Source organism: Escherichia sp. KTE114 (assembly GCF_000407765.1).
Lineage (GTDB): Bacteria > Pseudomonadota > Gammaproteobacteria > Enterobacterales > Enterobacteriaceae > Escherichia > Escherichia ruysiae.
In genome coordinates this window covers 3284082-3303072 of sequence record NZ_KE136626.1, presented here as the reverse complement: position 1 = coordinate 3303072, position 18991 = coordinate 3284082, and the positions used below count along the sequence as shown (strand labels likewise).

Sequence of the window (18991 nt, the reverse complement as noted above, 5' to 3'; positions counted from 1 at the left end):
GATAATCACTATGAATAAATCGCTGGTAGCGGTAGGCGTCATTGTTGCGCTCGGCGTAGTCTGGACAGGCGGCGCATGGTACACAGGCAAGAAAATAGAAACCCATCTCGAAGACATGGTCGCGCAGGCGAATGCGCAACTTAAGCTGACGGCTCCTGAATCCAACCTGGAAGTGAGTTATCAAAACTATCATCGCGGCGTGTTCAGCAGCCAGTTACAACTGGTGGTGAAACCCGTTGCCGGGAAAGAAAATCCGTGGATTAAAAGTGGTCAGAGCGTCATCTTCAACGAATCGGTTGATCATGGTCCCTTCCCCCTTGCCCAGCTTAAAAAACTGAACCTGATCCCATCGATGGCATCGATTCAAACCACGCTTGTCAACAACAATGTGAGCAAGCCACTGTTTGATATGGCAAAAGGAGAAACACCTTTTGAGATTAACTCCCGCATTGGTTACAGCGGTGATTCCAGCTCAGATATCTCTCTCAAGCCACTGAATTACGAGCAAAAAGATGAAAAAGTCGCCTTTAGCGGCGGTGAATTCCAGTTAAATGCAGACAGAGACGGCAAAGCTATCTCCCTTTCCGGGGAGGCGCAAAGCGGTCGGGTAGATGCGGTTAACGAATACAACCAGAAAGTACAGTTGACCTTTAATAATCTGAAAACTGACGGTTCCAGCACGCTGGCAAGTTTTGGTGAGCGCGTGGGCAACCAAAAACTGTCACTGGAAAAAATGACCATTTCGGTGGAAGGCAAAGAACTGGCACTGCTGGAAGGCATGGAGATCAGCGGTAAATCAGACCTGGTCAATGACGGTAAAACGATCAATAGCCAACTGGATTATTCGCTAAATAGCCTGAAGGTACAGAATCAGGATCTGGGCAGCGGCAAGCTGACTTTAAAAGTCGGTCAGATTGATGGCGAAGCCTGGCATCAGTTTAGCCAGCAATATAACGCGCAAACTCAGGCACTGCTGGCACAGCCAGAGATTGCCAACAATCCCGAACTTTATCAGGAGAAAGTGACAGAAGCCTTCTTTAGCGCCCTGCCACTGATGTTGAAAGGCGATCCGGTGATAACTGTCGCTCCGTTAAGCTGGAAAAACAGTCAGGGTGAAAGTGCGCTGAATCTGTCGCTGTTCCTGAAAGATCCGGCAACGACTAAAGAAGCGCCGCAAACGCTAGCGCAGGAAGTAGACCGCTCGGTTAAGTCTCTGGAGGCAAAACTGACCATTCCGGTTGATATGGCAACTGAACTGATGACCCAGGTAGCGAAGCTGGAAGGTTATCAGGAAGATCAAGCTAAAAAACTGGCAAAACAGCAAGTTGAAGGTGCATCAGCAATGGGTCAGATGTTCCGTCTGACCACCTTGCAGGACAATACCATCACCACCAGCCTGCAATATGCTAACGGTCAGATCACGTTGAATGGCCAGAAAATGCCGCTGGAAGATTTTGTTGGTATGTTTGCAATGCCAGCATTAAACGTTCCGGCTGTACCAGCCATTCCGCAACAGTAATTCACTGCCAAAACGCCGGAGGGTTTTCTCTCCGGCGTTTTTTCTCACCTCAGCATAAAGTCATACTGAATACTCATTTTCACATCCCAGTAATTCAGGCGATCGCCCAGCGCACTGCCATCGCGCTTTTCCCGCCCTTTATCGGCGGCAAGAAAGAAATTCATCCCTTGTAGCGCCCCTTCGCTGACCCGATAGTTCATACCACCTAAGATGCCCGCGCCTTCAATCCGCACGTCTCGTTTACTGGATTCATAACCACGGGTCACAATCGGCGCAAAAGTCAGCGTAAATTGCGGGGTTAGACGATAGTTGACGCCCAATTGCCAGGACTGCATTCCTTCACGGTTACGATCTAGACTTAATGAAAAAGGATAGCCAATGTCAGTGTCCACCACGGCGCCATTCATCGCATGACGCAGATAACCACCACTACCAAATACACTTCCCCACGGCGTGCTCCAGGTCAATTGTCCACTAACCAACGTCGTTTCATTGGGCTGCCTGGTATTACGACTTAAGCCTTCGAGTTGCGCATAAAAGCCGAGCAACTCTCCTTTCAGAGCATAATTCTGGTCGAGGGGTATGCTTTTCTCCAGAATACTTTGTATCTGATTGGAAACATCTTTCTGTGCCGATGCGCCCAGAGAATAGCGACTGGTATCATCATGCCAACTGGCGGCTAAAAAAGAACGTGCGCGATGTTTATCGTATTTCCCCGTCTGGCTGTTATACACCCCTTCATCACGAATACCGGTTGTTGAGTCGGTCCACAAAAATACTCTTGAGCGCCACATTCCCCACAGTTCGATATTAGGTGTTAAAGCCCAATAACCTAATACCCCTTCGGAAACAGTTGGTAATGTACGTTGCGAACTGCCAGCAATTAACGGAATACGATAAGGTAAACTGCCATAACTATAATCTGTTCCGAAGCGGCCTAATTTAAGCAAACTATTTTCACTCGGTTTTATTTTTACTGCCCCCAGGGCAAAGCCAAAACTTTTATCACCATCAAGATACCACCGGGTACTCATATCAGCGCGAGCACCTAATTTATAAACATAATATGCTCCACCTTCGACGCCAATAATATTAGAATAATAGCCACTATTAAAATCGAGTAATCCTCCCTGTACCCACGCGTAAATATCTCTTCCCGCACCAGCACTGGGCTTGTCGGCCCGGCGTAATTCATTTTTCAGTCTGATGCGTAGTCCCGCTTCATCGTCAGCCAGTTGCGCGGCGTAAGCAGAGGTAAGGCCAGAGGCAGCCGTCAGGCAAATAACGGCCATGGCCACTATTTTTCTCATAGTTGCACCTTTGATGTTCTGATTATTTTTATAGAATATTAATTAGTGATATCGCTGATTAATTGCTGCTGCATTTGTTTGCGATTATCAATTTCAACTACAATTTCTTTGAATTTTTTATCCGTGAGCGGATAAAACCAGATTATAGCGAATGCCAGTAGCATAAATCCGCAAGGGACTAAGGCAATTGATGTGCGTATCCCCATAATAACTTCCGGTGTTTGTGCCTGATTCGCAATATATCCGCTTAATCCCAAAATAAAGGCGGGAATTGAACCTCCTATTGCCTGGCCGCATTTGCGGGTAAATGAGAATAGCGAATAGGTAAGCCCTTCAATTCGCACGCCGGTCAGGTATTCACCGTATTCTACGGTATCAGCTTCCAGCGCCCACATCACGGTCATGGTAACGCCCTGACCAATTGAAGCGATGGCTAACGCGACCAACGCCACTGGCAGTGACCAGACGGAAACCCAGAAGAACAGAAAATAACCGCAGGTTCCCAACAGAGCGCCAATCAGGAAAGTATTCTTTTTACCAATCCTGGCGACCATCCCTGGCACCAGCGGTGCCGACGCCACTGTACCGACCAGGTTTTGCACCAGTACCAGCACAGTAAACAGACCGGTGTCATTCAGCACATAGCGAACATAGAACAACGACGATGCGCTGACCGCGAAGGTCGAAATCAGCACACACAGTGCACCGATGCACAACATAAACAGCGGACGATTCCGTTTCAGCGTTTGCAGACTGATCTTCAATGACGGCTGTGCCACGATCCGTACCACATTCTCACGCGTCGATTTGAAGCAGATGAAGTAAAGCACCATCCCGGCAATTGCCAGTACAATCGTCCAGAAATGGTACACCGACACCATCTCCTCCGGGCTGGAGTTTTTAATGCTCGGTCCTATCAGAAAAGCCAGACAGACAAAGGTCAGCGAAGCGGCAATTCCTCGAGCCGCGCCCAGACGGGCGCGGGACTGCGGTTGTTGGGTCATCGCGGTAGCAAGTGAACCATAAGGAATATTCACCAGGCTGTAGCAAAGCCCGAGGCCCATGTAGGTCAAATATGCATACACTACTTTGCTGCTATGACTCCAGTCGGTCGGCACCCAGAATACCAGCACGCTGAAGATCATTAACGGCGCAGTACCGAAGAGTAAAAACGGGCGGAATTTTCCCCAGCGGGTATTTACACTGTCCACCACTCGTCCGGCAAAGACGTCGGCGAAAGCATCGAATACCCGAACCAGTAACAGCATGGTGCCCGCCGCAGCGGCACCGACGCCAGCGACGTCGGTGTAGTAACTCAACAGGAAGAGCGCCCCCATTGCGAAGGCGAAGTTATTGGCGACGTCACCGAGGCTGTAGCCGACGATGGTGCGCCAGGAGAGTTGTTGATTCATTGTTTGCCTCCCTGCTGCGGTTTTTCACCGAAGTTCATGCCAGTCCAGCGTTTTTGCAGCAAGAAAGCCGCCGACTTCGGTTTGCGGTCGCGGGTGAAGATCCCTTTCTTGTTACCGCCAACGCGCAAAATGCCCTGCGAGGTTGCAAAATCGGCGAAATTCCATACCTGTTCACCGACGACGGCGCTGACGCGATCAAAGACGCGGTGATACATATCCAGCCATGCACACTGATACTCTTCACTCCACATGTCGGTGTACATCGAGTGCAGACCGGCTAACGTATCCACGCCGTATTCGGTGATGATAATCGGCTGATGCAGTTTCTCCTGCCAGGCCAGAAGTTCTTTTTCCAGTACCTTCTCTGCCGTTTCCAAATCGCCGCTTTGGACATACCAACCGTAATAACGGTTAAGACACAGCACATCGAAGAGATCGCTGATGGTATCGGTGTGAGCGTCGCAGAACATTACATTGACGCAGGTGATCGGTCGCGTCGGGTCGAGTTTACGCGTTGCTTCCGCCAGTGGCGCGAAATATTCCCGTGCACCTTGCGGACGGGTATCCGGTTCGTTGGCAATACTCCACATCACCACGCTTGGGTGGTTTTTGTCACGCGCAATCAGCTCTTTAATCGCCTGTAAGTGCGCCTGCTGAGTTTCCCCGTTGACTGCCTCTTCGCTGTAGAGTTCTTTCGGCTTGTTGCCCGCTTCGAAACCAATGCCTAAAGAGAGGTTAAAGCCGACAGCTGCAGTTTCATCAATCACCACGATGCCATGTTCATCTGCCCAGTCGAGCATCTCTTCAGCGTAAGGGTAATGCGAGGTACGGTAGGAGTTAGCCCCAATCCAGTCCATTAATGCGTGATCGTGCACCATCAGCACGTTATCGAACCCTTTGCCGCGTAAATCTGCATCTTCATGGCGACCAAAACCAGTGAAGTAGAACGGTTTGTGGTTGATCAGGAACTGTTCGCCATTCACTGCCACTGACCGGATACCGATGCGCAGTGGATAGATGTCGCACTCTGTCTGGCTTTTGGCTGTGACGTACAGTTCATAGAGATAACCTTCACCCGGTTGCCAGAGGTGAGGATTCACTACTTGCAAGGTTCCGTTGTTGCCTTGTCCTGTTGCAACAACCTGTTGATCCGCATCACGCAGTTCAACGCTGACATCACCATTTGCCACCACCTGCCAGTCAATAGACGCGTGGTTACAGTCTTGCGCTACATGCGTCACCACGGTGATATCGTCTACCCAGGTGTTCGGCGTGGTGTAGAGTATTACGCTACGATGGATCCCGGCGTAGTTAAAGAAATCATGGAAGTAAGACTGCTTTTTCTTACCGTTTTCGTCGGTAATCACCATTCCCGGCGGGATAGTCTGCCAGTTCAGTTCGTTGTTCACACAAACGGTGATACGTACACTTTTCCCGGCAATAACATATGGCGTGACATCGGCTTCAAACGGCGTATATCCCCCCTGATGCTCCATCACTTCCTGATTGTTTACCCACACTTTGCCGTAATGAGTGACCGCATCGAAACGCAGCACGATACGCTGCCCCGCCCAACCTTTAGGTATAAAGACTTCGCGCTGATACCAGACGTTACCCACATAATTACGAATATCCGCATCGGCGAACTGATCGTTAAAACTGCCCGGCACAGCAATTGCCCGGCTCTCTTGTAACGCGCTTTCCCACCAACGCTGATCAATTCCACAGTTTTCGCGATCCAGACTGAATGCCCACAGGCCGTCGAGTTTTTTGATTTCACGGGTTGGGGTTTCTACAGGACGTAACATAAGGGACTCCTCATTAAGATAAAAATACTGGTCAACCTTTAATCTGATTAGTTAACCAATTTTGTGATGTACACAGTTATCTGTGAGAAACCCATGGAAGAGAAATGGAAATAAAAAGAACTGACACCGCGATCAAAAAACCAAAAACTGCAATACCCACAGCGTGATACGGATCGCATTAATCTTTAAAACAGCGTTGACAGAAGCCACAAAATAAGCAATCGAACGTTCATTCGAATAGATTTTAAATGATAAATTTACGTGTCATATGGCCACTGTGTATGTGTTAACGGTGGTTTTGTGACGAAACGGAAAGAGTTTCTATGCAGGATTAAGCAGGCCAGTCTTCACCGACCCGCGAAAAGACAGAATCAGGATGCGGTTAAAATACCGCCAATCATCGCGCGTAATCCCCGGGCGAATGACGCTTCACACGCCAGGTCTTCGGCTTCGATATCGGCCAGTACGCCATAGGTCAAATCCAGCAGTAAACGAGAGGTCATTGCCGTGTTGATGTCAGGGTTTATCTCACCTTTTTGCTGGGCATCGCGCATACGCTGGGCGATAAACTCCGTAATCGTCAGATGCTTATTCTTTAGCATGGCGGCGACCTGTGGATTGCGCATCCCTTCCGCCATAATTTCGACCACCAGCGCCCTTTGTCCAAAGGCTTCATGAGTGAGAGACACTATCGACTCGACCATATAGTCAACGAAATGAATCCCTTCGATAGGTTCGCGGAAGCGGATCACCGCCCTCTCCTGATCCTGAAGGATAATCGCCTGAATCAGGGCTTCTTTAGAAATGAAATGGTGATAGAGCGTTCCTGGGCTTATGCCGCAAGATTTACAGATGGCTTTCATCGAGGCACTGTGAAATCCATTTTCTGAAAAAATCTCTCTGGCAGCATTGAGGATCCGGGTCCGTGTCGGTTGCGCTTCAGTCTGCATGTTATCCATCGTTAAACCATTATAGTTAGCGTGAATAAGTAGTTTACCGCTTTGCTATGCAAGCGCCTAACATTGCAGGTCAAATGTGCGAAGCCCCCCGCATTCGAGTATTATTCACACGATAATTGGTCAACCAACAATCGAAATGTGGCAACCAGTAGCGAGATGGAGACATTTTTCTGATAACCCATCAGCACCGGAAAACAACGCTGAGTTGCGTTGTTTTCCGGTTTATTCGAATTAATTGAGTTCCTGTACCCCACCGCCGGAGACAGTGAGAATTTGTCCGCTTATCCAGCTGGCTGCGGGTGAACACAAGAACAACGCCGCATTAGCAATATCTTGCGGTTGGCCCAGACGTCTGATTGGCGTGTGTTGCAACATTTTTTGTTCGATTTCTGGTGTAATAACGGATTTGAGGGCATCCGTTAATATTGCTCCCGGCGCAATACCATTCACCCGAATATTTTTTTCACCCAGGTCAAACGCCATATTCCTGACCAGATGACTGGCCGCAGCTTTAGAGGACGCATACGAGGTCATGTTTTTATTTTTATTTTCTGCCGCCATGGAAGTGATAGTCAGAATAACGCCACCGCCATTTTTTTCCATTTCTGGCGCAATGAGTTGTGAAAGATGGAAAAAAGAAAAGACATTCAGTTCATAAGCGCGGCGAAAATCCGCCATTGGCATATCAAATGGCTTAGGACCACCGCCACCAGCGTTGTTAACCAGAATATCCACTTTACCCAACTTACTAATGGCAAAGTCTGCCAGAGCGGATAATTCCTGTTCGGACGTAATATCACAGCGCCACGCAAATGCCTGACCACCCAGTTGTTGAATCTCATCAACAACATGATTTGCTGCATCGGCGTTAATATCACTGACCACTACAGATGCACCTGCTGTCGCGAATGTAATGGCGATTTCTTTACCAATACCTGCACCCGCACCGGTGATGATGGCGCATTTTCCGTCGAGTCTCAGGTTGTCAGAATTAAACACATAAACCTCCTGTGAACTTCAGTAAAAATAAAAGGCACCGCCTGTGTGCCACATTTTTTATCATTAACCTTGAGGAAAGGACACTACCAGGTATAGCAGATAAAGAGAGGATTATTTCGCCGCAATGAGCCGGGCGGGGATAATAAGATTACGTGAATGCGTCTCTTCATGGGTGATTTTTTGCATCATGCGATCCGCAAGTGTTGTACCAAGTTCCCGCGCAGGTGTACTTGCCCAGGTAACGGGTATGTCATCAAGTGTGGTTTGCGTCGCATCGGTAAATGCCGCCAGCGAAACCTGTTGCTCAAAGTAACGATCGACTCCGCTTTCCCCGCTCTGGCGCCCTGCTTTTAGCAAACCAAACCATGCCCCCATCGCAATAGTTTCGTTATAACAAACCACGGCGCTGATAGTCGGGTTACGGCGCAAAAGTGCCGTGATAGCTTCCGCAGCTTGCTTCTGGCTGGAAGCGCACTCCAGTACCCAATCGCTGTGAAACGGCAGGCCAAATTTTAATAATGTCGCACAGTATCCCCCCACCCGCTCCGCGCGGGTTAATGAAGAACTTTGCCCTCCCAGCCAGGCGATACGCTGATGTCCATTGCGAATGAGATGCTCCGTCAACAACTGTGCAGCCTGCATGTTGTCCGGGCGAACCGTATCGACATCATCAAGATAACTGGCACGGGAAGCGAAAATCACCGGGATACCTTTTTCTTCTGCCATCCGCCGCAGGCCATCGCTGCTTCCCGCCGCACCGGCAATCACTACACCATCGACGCCCTGGTTGAGCAACAGTGAGAACCGCTGTGCCAACTGCTCGCCGTCTTTACCGCCGTGAAGCAAAAAAACCATCCGCCCCTGCGCCTCCAGAGCTTCCGTCAATCCGGCCGTTAATTCAGCGTAAAATGACGTAGATAAATCACGCACGATCAAACCAATGACGCCGCTTTGCCCGCCGCGCAGTGCCGACGCCTGGCGATTACGCACAAATCCCAGCTCTTCAATAGCTGCGTTAACCCGTTCCCCCGTAGCGGTAGATATCCGTCCTTTTCCGCTAAGTACCAGCGAAACGGTACTGACCGATACTCCCGCAGCCAACGCAACATCATGAATGGTGATTTTTTTGGCGGTAGCCATACAGATGACCTACTCCCTGATTTTGTGACAGATAAAACGTTTTACCTTTAATTTATCTTATACCCGCTATTATCGTCGCGTAATGTGATTCATGCCTCACTAAAGTTTGATAAAACGTTTTATCTTCTCGCGCAATTTATTGAATCCAGACTGTTCTTAACAAGGAGTCGTTTTATGACGGCGAAAGCAGCACCGAAAGTCACGCTGTGGGAATTTTTCCAGCAGTTAGGCAAAACCTTTATGTTACCCGTCGCATTACTGTCGTTCTGCGGAATTATGTTAGGGATTGGTAGTTCCCTTAGTAGCCATGATGTCATCACCCTCATCCCGGCATTGGGTAACCCCGTGTTGCAGGCTATCTTTACCTGGATGAGTAAAATTGGCTCGTTCGCTTTTAGCTTTCTGCCGGTGATGTTCTGTATTGCGATCCCGCTAGGACTGGCGCGAGAGAACAAAGGCGTAGCGGCGTTCGCTGGTTTCGTGGGTTATGCGGTAATGAACCTGGCGGTTAACTTCTGGTTGACCAATAAAGGCATTCTGCCAACCACCGATGCAGCCGTTCTGAAAGCCAATAACATCCAGAGCATTCTTGGGATCCAGTCGATCGACACCGGGATCCTCGGTGCGGTGATCGCCGGTATTATCGTCTGGATGCTGCATGAGCGTTTCCATAATATCCGCCTGCCGGATGCGCTGGCATTCTTCGGCGGTACGCGCTTCGTGCCAATTATCTCCTCGCTGGTGATGGGTCTTGTCGGTCTGGTGATTCCGTTAGTCTGGCCGATTTTTGCCATGGGTATTAGCGGCTTAGGTCATATGATCAACAGCGCGGGTGATTTCGGACCTATGCTGTTTGGTACGGGTGAACGTCTGCTGTTGCCGTTTGGTCTGCATCACATTCTGGTGGCATTAATTCGCTTTACCGACGCGGGCGGCACGCAGGAAGTCTGTGGACAAACCGTCAGCGGCGCACTCACCATCTTCCAGGCGCAATTAAGCTGCCCGACCACTCACGGTTTCTCTGAAAGCGCCACGCGTTTCCTCTCCCAGGGTAAAATGCCTGCATTCCTCGGCGGTCTGCCAGGTGCTGCATTAGCCATGTATCACTGTGCTCGCCCGGAAAACCGTCATAAAATTAAAGGTCTGCTGATTTCTGGCCTGATCGCCTGTGTTGTTGGCGGCACTACCGAACCGCTGGAGTTTCTGTTCCTGTTCGTAGCGCCAGTTCTGTACGTCATCCACGCGCTGTTAACCGGCCTCGGCTTCACCGTCATGTCTGTTCTCGGCGTCACCATCGGTAATACCGACGGCAATATCATCGACTTTGTGGTGTTCGGTATTTTGCATGGCCTGTCGACTAAGTGGTACATGGTGCCAGTGGTGGCGGCAATCTGGTTTGTCGTTTACTACGTCATCTTCCGTTTCGCTATCACCCGCTTCAATCTGAAAACCCCGGGGCGCGACAGTGAAGTTGCCAGCTCAATCGAAAAAGCCGTTGCTGGTGCGCCGGGTAAATCAGGTTACAACGTTCCGGCAATTCTCGAAGCCTTAGGCGGTGCCGACAATATTGTCAGCTTGGATAACTGCATTACCCGCCTGCGTTTGTCAGTGAAAGATATGTCGCTTGTTAATGTGCAGGCGCTAAAGGACAATCGGGCAATTGGCGTAGTACAACTTAATCAACATAACCTGCAGGTTGTTATCGGGCCGCAAGTTCAGTCTGTAAAAGACGAAATGGCTGGTCTGATGCGTACTGTTCAGGCATAAGGATAAAATATGTTCGATTTTTCAAAGGTCGTGGATCGTCATGGAACATGGTGTACACAGTGGGACTATGTCGCTGACCGTTTCGGCACTGCTGACCTGTTACCGTTCACGATTTCAGACATGGATTTTGCCACCGCCCCCTGCATTATCGGGGCGCTTAATCAACGCCTGATGCACGGTGTATTTGGCTACAGCCGCTGGAAAAACGATGAGTTTCTCGCGGCTATTGCCCACTGGTTCTCCACCCAGCATAACACCGCCATTGATACGCAGTCGGTGGTTTATGGTCCTTCTGTTATCTATATGGTGTCGGAATTGATTCGCCAGTGGTCTGCTGTCGGTGAAGGTGTAGTGATCCATACCCCAGCTTACGACGCATTTTACAAAGCCATCGAAGGTAATCAGCGCACCGTGATGCCCGTTGCTTTAGAGAAACGGGCAGACGGCTGGTTTTGCGATATGACCAAACTGGAAGCGGTGTTGGCAAAACCGGAGTGTAAAATTATGCTCCTGTGTAGCCCGCAGAACCCCACCGGTAAGGTCTGGAGTTGTGACGAACTGGAGATAATGGCAGACCTGTGCGAGCGGCATGATGTGCGCGTTATCTCCGATGAAATCCATATGGATATGGTATGGGGCGAGCAACCGCATATTCCCTGGAGTAACGTGGCGCGCGGAAACTGGGCGCTGCTGACCTCAGGCTCAAAAAGCTTCAACATACCCGCTCTGACCGGAGCCTACGGCATCATTGAAAATAGCGATAGTCGCGAGGCGTATTTATCGGCACTGAAAGGTCGTGATGGATTGTCCTCACCAGCCGTACTGGCGCTTACCGCCCATATTGCCGCCTATCAACAAGGCGCGCCGTGGCTGGATGCCTTACGTGTCTATCTGAAAGACAATCTGACATATATCGCAAATACGATGAATGCAGCGTTCCCGGAACTCAACTGGCAGATCCCACAATCCACTTATCTTGCCTGGCTTGATCTACGTCCGTTAAATATAGACGACAACGCATTGCAAAAAGCCCTGATTAAGCAAGAAAAAGTAGCGATCATGCCGGGATATACCTACGGTGAAGAGGGTCGTGGCTTTGTTCGTCTCAATGCAGGATGCCCGCGTTCAAAACTGGAAAAAGGTGTTGCCGGTTTGATTAACGCCATCCGAACTGTACGTTGATTACGATTGCGCAACGTAAATAATCGTTGCGCAATCGTAGATTTTCACCCGGTTTTGTTTTTATAATGGTGCGCACTTTTATATACAGAAAAAGAGTGCGACCATGATTGATACCACCCTGCCATTAACCGATATCCATCGCCACCTTGATGGCAACATTCGTCCCCAGACCATCCTTGAACTTGGCCGCCAGTATAATATCTCGCTTCCTGCACAATCCCTGGAAACGTTGATCCCTCACGTTCAGGTCATCGCCAACGAACCCGATCTGGTTAGCTTTCTGACCAAACTCGACTGGGGCGTTAAAGTTCTTGCCACGCTCGACGCCTGCCGTCGCGTGGCGTTTGAAAATATAGAAGATGCCGCCCGTAATGGCCTGCACTATGTTGAACTGCGTTTTTCGCCGGGTTACATGGCGATGGCGCATCAGTTGCCTGTCGCAGGCGTCGTTGAAGCAGTCATTGATGGCGTACGTGAAGGCTGCCGCACCTTTGGCGTGCAGGCGAAACTTATCGGTATTATGAGCCGAACCTTTGGCGAAGCCGCCTGTCAGCAAGAGCTGGAAGCATTTTTGGCTCACCGCGATCAGATTACCGCACTGGATTTAGCCGGTGATGAGCTTGGTTTCCCGGGGAGTCTGTTCCTTTCTCACTTCAATCGCGCGCGTGATGCAGGCTGGCATATTACTGTCCATGCAGGCGAAGCCGCCGGGCCAGAAAGCATCTGGCAGGCTATTCGTGAACTGGGGGCGCAGCGTATTGGACATGGCGTAAAAGCCATTGAAGATCGGGCGCTGATGGATTTCCTCGCTGAACAGCAAATTGGTATTGAATCTTGTCTGACCTCAAATATTCAGACCAGCACCGTAGCGTCTCTGGCGGCACATCCGCTGAAAACGTTCCTTGAGCATGGTATTTGTGCCAGCATTAACACTGACGATCCAGGCGTACAGGGTGTGGATATCATTCACGAATATACCGTTGCCGCGCCGGCTGCTGGGTTATCCCGCGAGCAAATCCGCCAGGCGCAGATTAATGGTCTGGAAATGGCTTTCCTCAGCGCAGAGGAAAAACGCGCACTGAAAGAAAAAGTAGCAGCGAGATAAGAACATGCCTGATAAGACACGTAAGCGTCGTATCAGGCATTAAACTCATCAAGAATGTCTACATTATTTACGCCAGACACAGCGTCGCGCGATGTTTGGCGGATTCAATGCCCAGCTCAATCAGCTCCATTACCTGGATTGCCTGACTTGCCGGAACCGGATTTTCTCCATCGCCATTCAACGCATCACGAATGGCAGCATAGTAAGCCGGATAATTTCCCGGCACCGTCAGCAGTGTTTCTTCGACACGTTCTTCACCTTCAACGCGGGTAAGTACGCCGTCACGCATATCGTAGCCCCAATCCTCTTGTGGCAGACGCTCGCCATTTTTCAAGCGTTCTTCCTGTGGATCGAGACCATATTTAATATAGCTGCCGCGAGAGCCATGAACGATATAACGCGCCGACTCTGCCGCTGCCAGCATAGTGCCGTGTAAAATAACCCGCCGCTGTGGATAGGACAAAATGGCGTGGAAATAATCGGTCGACTGCGCTCCTGGGCGTAACTGTGCTAAATCCACGGTCATGCTGACAGGTAAGCCAAACAACGTAATGGCCTGATCGAGCAGATGCGGTGCCAGATCGTACCAGATACCGCTGCCAGGACCGCCCTGTTCACGCCAGCGATCGCGTACCTGCGGACGGAAACGATCAAAATGTGACTCAAAGTAAGCAACCTCACCCAGCACACCTTCCGCAAGTAATCCTTTCAGCGTCAGAAAATCGCTGTCCCAGCGACGGTTATGAAACACGGACAACACGCGTCCAAGGCTTTTTGCCAGCGCATCCAGCTCCCGCGCTTGTGACAGCGTCACGGTAAAGGGCTTATCAACGACTACGTGTTTACCCGCTTCCAGCGCCGCTTTCGCTAACGGAAAATGAGTATCGTTGGGCGTAGGAATGACAATCAGGTCAATATTGGGATCATTAAAGAGATGCTTCGGTTCAGAGACAACCGTAACCGTTGGCCAGTCGGCCTTTACTTTTGTTTCGTCACTGCTGGAGATAACTGCCAGCTCCAGCCCGGGCGTGCCCGCAATCAGGGGCGCATGGAAGGTTTTACTCGCATAACCGTACCCAATCAACCCAACACGGATGTTGTCGCTCATGTCATTGCCTCTCATTGAAGTATGATTGCTATTTGACACTATCCTTTACCCTCTCTCAACAGTTTAATAACCTGCCTGCAATAAGGGATGTTATTTAACTTAAGTCAAAAAAATAGCTAATTTTCCGAAGGGAAAAGATAAATATCGCAAAAACATCAGTAAAAATCTTGCTGGAGCAATTATTGCTAAGTAACATTTACGGCCTTAGTTAATGGATCAATCAACATAGATGTGGGCAGTAATGAATCGTCTTATTGAATTAACAGGTTGGATCGTTCTTGTTGTTTCAGTCATTCTTCTTGGCGTGGCGAGTCACATTGACAACTACCAGCCGCCAGAACAGAGTACCCCGGTGCAACACAAGTAATCTCTGCGTTTGCAAGACAACATGCAGCCATCCGGGTGCATGTTTTAACTTGACAGGTATTTAAACCAGGAATTTATTATCTTGCTCGGTGGAGTTGACGATTGTCAGGGATAGTAAAGCGCGTTACTCTTTTATTAGCAGTATTTCATCCCTGAATATTTGCCATCAGCGCATTTTTATTATTGTTATTGCAAAAGCGTTCACCGCTGGTGAAATTTTATCATAACATATAATACCTACCACTTTGGTATTAGTTATTTTATGGATCTTTTATGACTGCTCAGGAATACTTATTAAAGTTTCGTAAAATCAATTCTCTCGAAAGTCTGGAAAAACTCTACGACCACCTTAATTACACCCTGACGGACGATCAGGATATTATCAATATGTATCGCGCAGCCGATCACCGCCGTGCTGAACTGGTCTCTGGCGGTCGATTGTTTGACCTTGGCCAGGTTCCAAAGTCCGTCTGGCACTATGTTCAATAAAGAAAGTAGCGATCGGTTATAAAAGCCTTATAATAACGCCCCTAAAATTAGATTTGCCTGTTTGCTGTCGCTATTCTGGAGAACGTATGACCACCACAACGCCACAACGTATTGGAGGCTGGTTGCTTGGCCCGTTAGCCTGGCTGTTAGTCGCCCTATTGAGTACGACGCTGGCGTTGTTGCTGTACTGTGCAGCGTTATCCTCTCCTCAAACATTTAAAACGCTCGGGGAACAAACACTAACGACGCAAATCTTATGGGGCGTTTCGTTTATTACCGCCATTGCCATGTGGTATTACACCTTGTGGTTAACTATCGCATTCTTTAAACGTCGGCGTTGTGTTCCTAAACACTATATTATCTGGTTACTGATTTCCGTATTACTGGCGGTTAAAGCCTTCGCGTTTTCGCCAGTTGAAGATGGTGTCGCCGTTCGCCAGTTGCTGTTTACTTTGCTGGCAACCGCATTGATCGTCCCCTATTTCAAACGCTCGTCGCGGGTGAAAGCGACGTTTGTGAATCCGTAATAACCTTACAGTTAACCTGTTGTCGCCTGCTCTGGATTAACGGATAATAGGCGGCTTTTTTATTTCAGGCCGAAAAATGACTGACTACCTGTTACTGTTTGTCGGAACTGTACTGGTCAATAACTTTGTACTGGTCAAGTTTCTGGGGCTTTGCCCGTTTATGGGCGTTTCCAAAAAGCTGGAAACCGCAATGGGCATGGGGCTGGCAACAACATTTGTGATGACGCTGGCGTCTATTTGCGCCTGGCTTATCGACACGTGGATTTTGATCCCACTCGATCTGATTTACCTGCGCACCCTGGCCTTTATTCTGGTGATTGCCGTGGTCGTGCAGTTCACCGAGATGGTGGTACGTAAAACCAGCCCGGTGCTTTACCGACTGCTGGGGATTTTTCTCCCGCTTATCACCACCAACTGTGCGGTGCTCGGCGTGGCATTGCTGAATATCAATCTCGGACACAATTTCTTGCAGTCGGCACTGTACGGTTTTTCTGCTGCTGTCGGCTTCTCGCTGGTGATGGTGCTTTTCGCCGCCATTCGCGAACGCCTTGCTGTGGCTGATGTCCCGGCACCTTTTCGCGGTAATGCCATTGCTCTCATTACCGCAGGTCTTATGTCTCTGGCCTTTATGGGCTTTAGTGGTTTGGTGAAGTTGTAATGAATGCTATCTGGATTGCCGTTGCCGCCGTGAGCCTGCTGGGTCTGGCGTTTGGCGCCATTCTGGGTTATGCCTCCCGCCGTTTTGCGGTGGAAGACGATCCGGTCGTTGAGAAAATTGACGAAATCTTACCGCAGAGCCAGTGTGGGCAGTGCGGTTATCCTGGCTGTCGCCCGTATGCGGAAGCCATCAGCTGTAACGGTGAAAAAATCAACCGCTGCGCCCCTGGCGGCGAAGCTGTAATGCTAAAAATTGCCGAACTGCTTAATGTCGAGCCGCAGCCGCTGGATGGCGATGCGCAAGAGTTGACGCCTGCGCGGATGGTGGCGGTTATTGATGAAAATAACTGTATTGGCTGCACCAAGTGCATTCAGGCGTGTCCGGTAGACGCCATCGTTGGCGCTACCCGTGCCATGCATACGGTAATGAGTGATCTCTGTACGGGCTGCAATTTATGCGTTGACCCGTGCCCGACGCACTGCATCTCGTTGCAACCGGTCGCAGAAACGCCTGACTCCTGGAAATGGGATCTGAACACCATTCCCGTGCGCATTATTCCCGTGGAACACCATGCTTAAGTTATTCTCTGCATTCAAAAAAAATAAAATCTGGGATTTCAACGGCGGCATCCATCCACCGGAGATGAAAACTCAGTCCAACGGTACTCCCCTGCGCCAGGTTCCATTGGCGCAGCGTTTTGTCATGCCACTGAAACAGCATATTGGTGCTGAAGGTGAGCTGTGTGTTAACGTCGGCGATAAAGTATTGCGCGGTCAGCCGCTTACCCGTGGTCGCGGCAAAATGCTGCCGGTTCACGCGCCAACGTCTGGCACGGTTACGGCTATTGCACCCCACTCGACGGCTCATCCTTCAGCCTTAGCTGAATTAAGCGTGATTATTGATGCCGATGGTGAAGATTGCTGGTTCCCACGTGACGGCTGGGCTGATTACCGCTCACGCAGCCGGGAAGAATTAATTGAACGCATTCATCAGTTTGGCGTCGCCGGGCTGGGTGGTGCAGGCTTCCCGACAGGCGTTAAATTGCAGGGCGGCGGCGATAAAATCGAAACCTTGATTATTAACGCAGCCGAGTGCGAACCGTATATTACCGCTGATGACCGTCTGATGCAGGATTGCGCTGCTCAGGTCGTAGAAGGCATTCGCATTCTTGCGCATATCCTACAGCCGCGCGAAATCCTTATCGGTATTGAAGATAACAAACCTCAGGCGATCTCCATGCTTCGCGCGGTGCTGGCGGATTCTCACGATATTTCTCTGCGGGTGATTCCAACCAAATATCCTTCCGGCGGCGCCAAACAGCTAACGTACATCCTGACCGGGAAACAAGTACCGCACGGCGGTCGCTCATCGGATATCGGCGTGTTAATGCAAAACGTTGGTACGGCTTACGCAGTAAAACGCGCAGTAATCGATGGTGAACCGATTACCGAGCGCGTGGTGACGCTGACCGGCGAAGCGATTGCTCGTCCGGGCAACGTCTGGGCGCGTCTGGGTACGCCGGTGCGTCATTTATTGAACGATGCCGGATTCTGCCCTTCTGCCGATCAAATGGTGATTATGGGCGGCCCGCTGATGGGCTTTACCTTACCGTGGCTGGATGTACCGGTAGTCAAAATCACCAACTGCCTGTTAGCTCCGTCCGCCAGTGAACTGGGCGAACCACAGGAAGAACAAAGCTGCATCCGCTGTAGCGCCTGTGCCGATGCCTGCCCTGCGGATCTTTTGCCGCAGCAGTTGTACTGGTTCAGCAAAGGTCAACAGCACGACAAAGCCACCACGCATAACATTGCCGACTGCATTGAATGCGGTGCCTGCGCGTGGGTTTGCCCGAGTAATATTCCCCTGGTGCAATATTTCCGTCAGGAAAAAGCCGAGATTGCCGCCATTCGTCAGGAAGAGAAACGCGCCGCAGAAGCTAAAGCGCGTTTTGAAGCTCGTCAGGCACGCCTGGAACGCGAAAAAGCTGCGCGTCTTGAACGACATAAGAGCGCAGCAGTTCAACCGGCAGCCAAAGACAAAGATGCGATTGCTGCCGCACTGGCACGTGTGAAAGAAAAACAAGCTCAGGCCACGCAACCGATTGTGATTAAAGCGGGCGAACGCCCGGATAACAGCGCGATTATTGCGGCACGGGAAGCCCGTAAAGCACAAGCCAGAGCAAAACAGGCAGAATTGCAGCAAACTAACGACACCGCAAGCGTTGCTGATCCACGTAAAGCGGCAGTAGAGGCCGCAATTGCTCGAGCGAAAGCACGCAAGCTGGAACAACAACCTGCTAACGAATCGCCGCAGGAACAGGTTGACCCGCGCAAGGCCGCCGTCGAAGCCGCTATCGCCCGCGCCAAAGCACGCAAGCTGGAGCAGCAGCAGGCTAACGCAGAACCAGAAGAACAGGTTGACCCGCGCAAAGCCGCCGTCGAAGCCGCTATTGCCCGCGCCAAAGCACGTAAGCTGGAGCAACAGCAGGCTAACGCAGAACCAGAAGAACAGGTCGACCCGCGCAAGGCCGCCGTTGAAGCTGCTATCGCCCGCGCCAAAGCACGCAAACTGGAACAGCAGCAGGCAAACGCAGAACCAGAAGAACAGGTCGATCCGCGCAAGGCCGCCGTTGAAGCCGCTAT

At 50.3% G+C, this 18991-nt stretch carries 17 protein-coding genes; 10 read left to right on the top strand and 7 right to left on the bottom strand.

The window, feature by feature from the left end; genetic code table 11:
• Positions 1–10: 10 nt before the first annotated feature.
• The gene (locus WC5_RS05500; protein WP_001043388.1) at positions 11–1519 is read left to right on the top strand and encodes a YdgA family protein; all 1509 of its coding nucleotides are present in this window, start codon (positions 11–13) and stop codon (positions 1517–1519) included.
• 44 nt (positions 1520–1563) lie between these two features.
• Here WC5_RS05500 and uidC read toward each other — a convergent pair whose 3' ends face one another.
• The 6 genes from uidC to malI form a co-directional block, all read right to left on the bottom strand.
• Positions 1564–2829 (bottom strand): glucuronide uptake porin UidC, encoded by a 1266-nt coding sequence (gene uidC / locus WC5_RS05505; RefSeq protein ID WP_001227003.1) that lies wholly within the window; start codon positions 2827–2829, stop codon positions 1564–1566.
• A gap of 38 nt (positions 2830–2867) precedes the next feature.
• Positions 2868–4241, bottom strand: a complete 1374-nt coding sequence (gene uidB / locus WC5_RS05510) for a glucuronide transporter (RefSeq protein WP_001075880.1) — start codon at positions 4239–4241, stop codon at positions 2868–2870.
• Positions 4238–6049 carry a beta-glucuronidase gene (gene uidA / locus WC5_RS05515; RefSeq protein ID WP_000945893.1) on the bottom strand — a complete coding sequence of 604 codons (1812 nt, stop codon included), beginning with the start codon at positions 6047–6049 and terminating at the stop codon, positions 4238–4240. Before uidA ends, uidB begins: the two co-directional genes overlap by 4 nt.
• Positions 6050–6420: 371 nt before the next feature.
• Positions 6421–7008 (bottom strand): DNA-binding transcriptional regulator UidR, encoded by a 588-nt coding sequence (gene uidR, locus WC5_RS05520; RefSeq protein WP_000369705.1) that lies wholly within the window; start codon positions 7006–7008, stop codon positions 6421–6423.
• Positions 7009–7239: 231 nt separating this feature from the next.
• Positions 7240–8007: a 7-alpha-hydroxysteroid dehydrogenase gene (hdhA, locus tag WC5_RS05525; protein WP_000483368.1), complete on the bottom strand. Its 768-nt coding sequence runs from the start codon at positions 8005–8007 to the stop codon at positions 7240–7242.
• A 111-nt stretch (positions 8008–8118) separates the two neighbouring features.
• Positions 8119–9147, bottom strand: a complete 1029-nt coding sequence (malI, locus tag WC5_RS05530) for a mal regulon transcriptional regulator MalI (RefSeq protein WP_000179524.1) — start codon at positions 9145–9147, stop codon at positions 8119–8121.
• 174 nt (positions 9148–9321) lie between these two features.
• On the opposite strand from malI, the gene malX reads away from it, so the two are divergent.
• From malX to add, 3 genes are all read left to right on the top strand, one after another.
• The gene (malX, locus tag WC5_RS05535) at positions 9322–10914 is read left to right on the top strand and encodes a PTS maltose transporter subunit IICB (protein ID WP_000125486.1); all 1593 of its coding nucleotides are present in this window, start codon (positions 9322–9324) and stop codon (positions 10912–10914) included.
• Between the two features lie 9 nt (positions 10915–10923).
• Positions 10924–12096 (top strand): bifunctional maltose regulon transcriptional repressor/cystathionine beta-lyase MalY, encoded by a 1173-nt coding sequence (gene malY, locus WC5_RS05540; RefSeq protein WP_000459419.1) that lies wholly within the window; start codon positions 10924–10926, stop codon positions 12094–12096.
• Between the two features lie 103 nt (positions 12097–12199).
• Positions 12200–13201 carry an adenosine deaminase gene (gene add / locus WC5_RS05545; protein ID WP_000567524.1) on the top strand — a complete coding sequence of 334 codons (1002 nt, stop codon included), beginning with the start codon at positions 12200–12202 and terminating at the stop codon, positions 13199–13201.
• A 67-nt stretch (positions 13202–13268) separates the two neighbouring features.
• On the opposite strand, the gene WC5_RS05550 is transcribed toward add, so the two are convergent.
• On the bottom strand, positions 13269–14309 hold the full coding sequence (locus tag WC5_RS05550; RefSeq protein ID WP_001282509.1) for an oxidoreductase: 1041 nt from the start codon (positions 14307–14309) through the stop codon (positions 13269–13271).
• A gap of 241 nt (positions 14310–14550) precedes the next feature.
• Here WC5_RS05550 and blr point away from each other — a divergent pair, with 241 nt between their 5' ends.
• The 6 genes from blr to rsxC form a co-directional block, all read left to right on the top strand.
• A complete protein-coding gene (gene blr / locus WC5_RS0122575; RefSeq protein ID WP_032147885.1) occupies positions 14551–14676 on the top strand; it encodes a division septum protein Blr in 126 nt (41 codons plus the stop codon).
• 272 nt (positions 14677–14948) lie between these two features.
• Positions 14949–15164 carry a transcription modulator YdgT gene (ydgT, locus tag WC5_RS05555; RefSeq protein ID WP_000126621.1) on the top strand — a complete coding sequence of 72 codons (216 nt, stop codon included), beginning with the start codon at positions 14949–14951 and terminating at the stop codon, positions 15162–15164.
• Between the two features lie 86 nt (positions 15165–15250).
• Positions 15251–15691 carry a DUF2569 domain-containing protein gene (locus WC5_RS05560; protein WP_010352892.1) on the top strand — a complete coding sequence of 147 codons (441 nt, stop codon included), beginning with the start codon at positions 15251–15253 and terminating at the stop codon, positions 15689–15691.
• Positions 15692–15767: 76 nt separating this feature from the next.
• Entirely contained in the window at positions 15768–16349 is a 582-nt protein-coding gene (gene rsxA, locus WC5_RS05565; RefSeq protein ID WP_000133181.1) for an electron transport complex subunit RsxA, read from the top strand.
• The gene (gene rsxB, locus WC5_RS05570; RefSeq protein ID WP_000991799.1) at positions 16349–16927 is read left to right on the top strand and encodes an electron transport complex subunit RsxB; all 579 of its coding nucleotides are present in this window, start codon (positions 16349–16351) and stop codon (positions 16925–16927) included. The genes rsxA and rsxB overlap by 1 nt, the downstream gene beginning before the upstream one ends.
• The coding region (rsxC, locus tag WC5_RS05575) for an electron transport complex subunit RsxC (protein WP_016231692.1) at positions 16920–18991 on the top strand (2072 nt) is incomplete at its 3' end. The genes rsxB and rsxC, both read left to right, overlap by 8 nt.

What these genes read in the sequence shown, in the direction of transcription:
- WC5_RS05500 (WP_001043388.1), top strand. Translation starts at nt 11, where the DNA reads ATGAATAAATCGCTGGTAGCGGTAGGCGTCATTGTTGCGCTCGGCGTA.
- uidC (WP_001227003.1), bottom strand. Translation starts at nt 2,829, where the DNA reads ATGAGAAAAATAGTGGCCATGGCCGTTATTTGCCTGACGGCTGCCTCT.
- uidB (WP_001075880.1), bottom strand. Translation starts at nt 4,241, where the DNA reads ATGAATCAACAACTCTCCTGGCGCACCATCGTCGGCTACAGCCTCGGT.
- uidA (WP_000945893.1), bottom strand. Translation starts at nt 6,049, where the DNA reads ATGTTACGTCCTGTAGAAACCCCAACCCGTGAAATCAAAAAACTCGAC.
- uidR (WP_000369705.1), bottom strand. Translation starts at nt 7,008, where the DNA reads ATGGATAACATGCAGACTGAAGCGCAACCGACACGGACCCGGATCCTC.
- malI (WP_000179524.1), bottom strand. Translation starts at nt 9,147, where the DNA reads ATGGCTACCGCCAAAAAAATCACCATTCATGATGTTGCGTTGGCTGCG.
- malX (WP_000125486.1), top strand. Translation starts at nt 9,322, where the DNA reads ATGACGGCGAAAGCAGCACCGAAAGTCACGCTGTGGGAATTTTTCCAG.
- malY (WP_000459419.1), top strand. Translation starts at nt 10,924, where the DNA reads ATGTTCGATTTTTCAAAGGTCGTGGATCGTCATGGAACATGGTGTACA.
- add (WP_000567524.1), top strand. Translation starts at nt 12,200, where the DNA reads ATGATTGATACCACCCTGCCATTAACCGATATCCATCGCCACCTTGAT.
- WC5_RS05550 (WP_001282509.1), bottom strand. Translation starts at nt 14,309, where the DNA reads ATGAGCGACAACATCCGTGTTGGGTTGATTGGGTACGGTTATGCGAGT.
- blr (WP_032147885.1), top strand. Translation starts at nt 14,551, where the DNA reads ATGAATCGTCTTATTGAATTAACAGGTTGGATCGTTCTTGTTGTTTCA.
- ydgT (WP_000126621.1), top strand. Translation starts at nt 14,949, where the DNA reads ATGACTGCTCAGGAATACTTATTAAAGTTTCGTAAAATCAATTCTCTC.
- WC5_RS05560 (WP_010352892.1), top strand. Translation starts at nt 15,251, where the DNA reads ATGACCACCACAACGCCACAACGTATTGGAGGCTGGTTGCTTGGCCCG.
- rsxA (WP_000133181.1), top strand. Translation starts at nt 15,768, where the DNA reads ATGACTGACTACCTGTTACTGTTTGTCGGAACTGTACTGGTCAATAAC.
- rsxB (WP_000991799.1), top strand. Translation starts at nt 16,349, where the DNA reads ATGAATGCTATCTGGATTGCCGTTGCCGCCGTGAGCCTGCTGGGTCTG.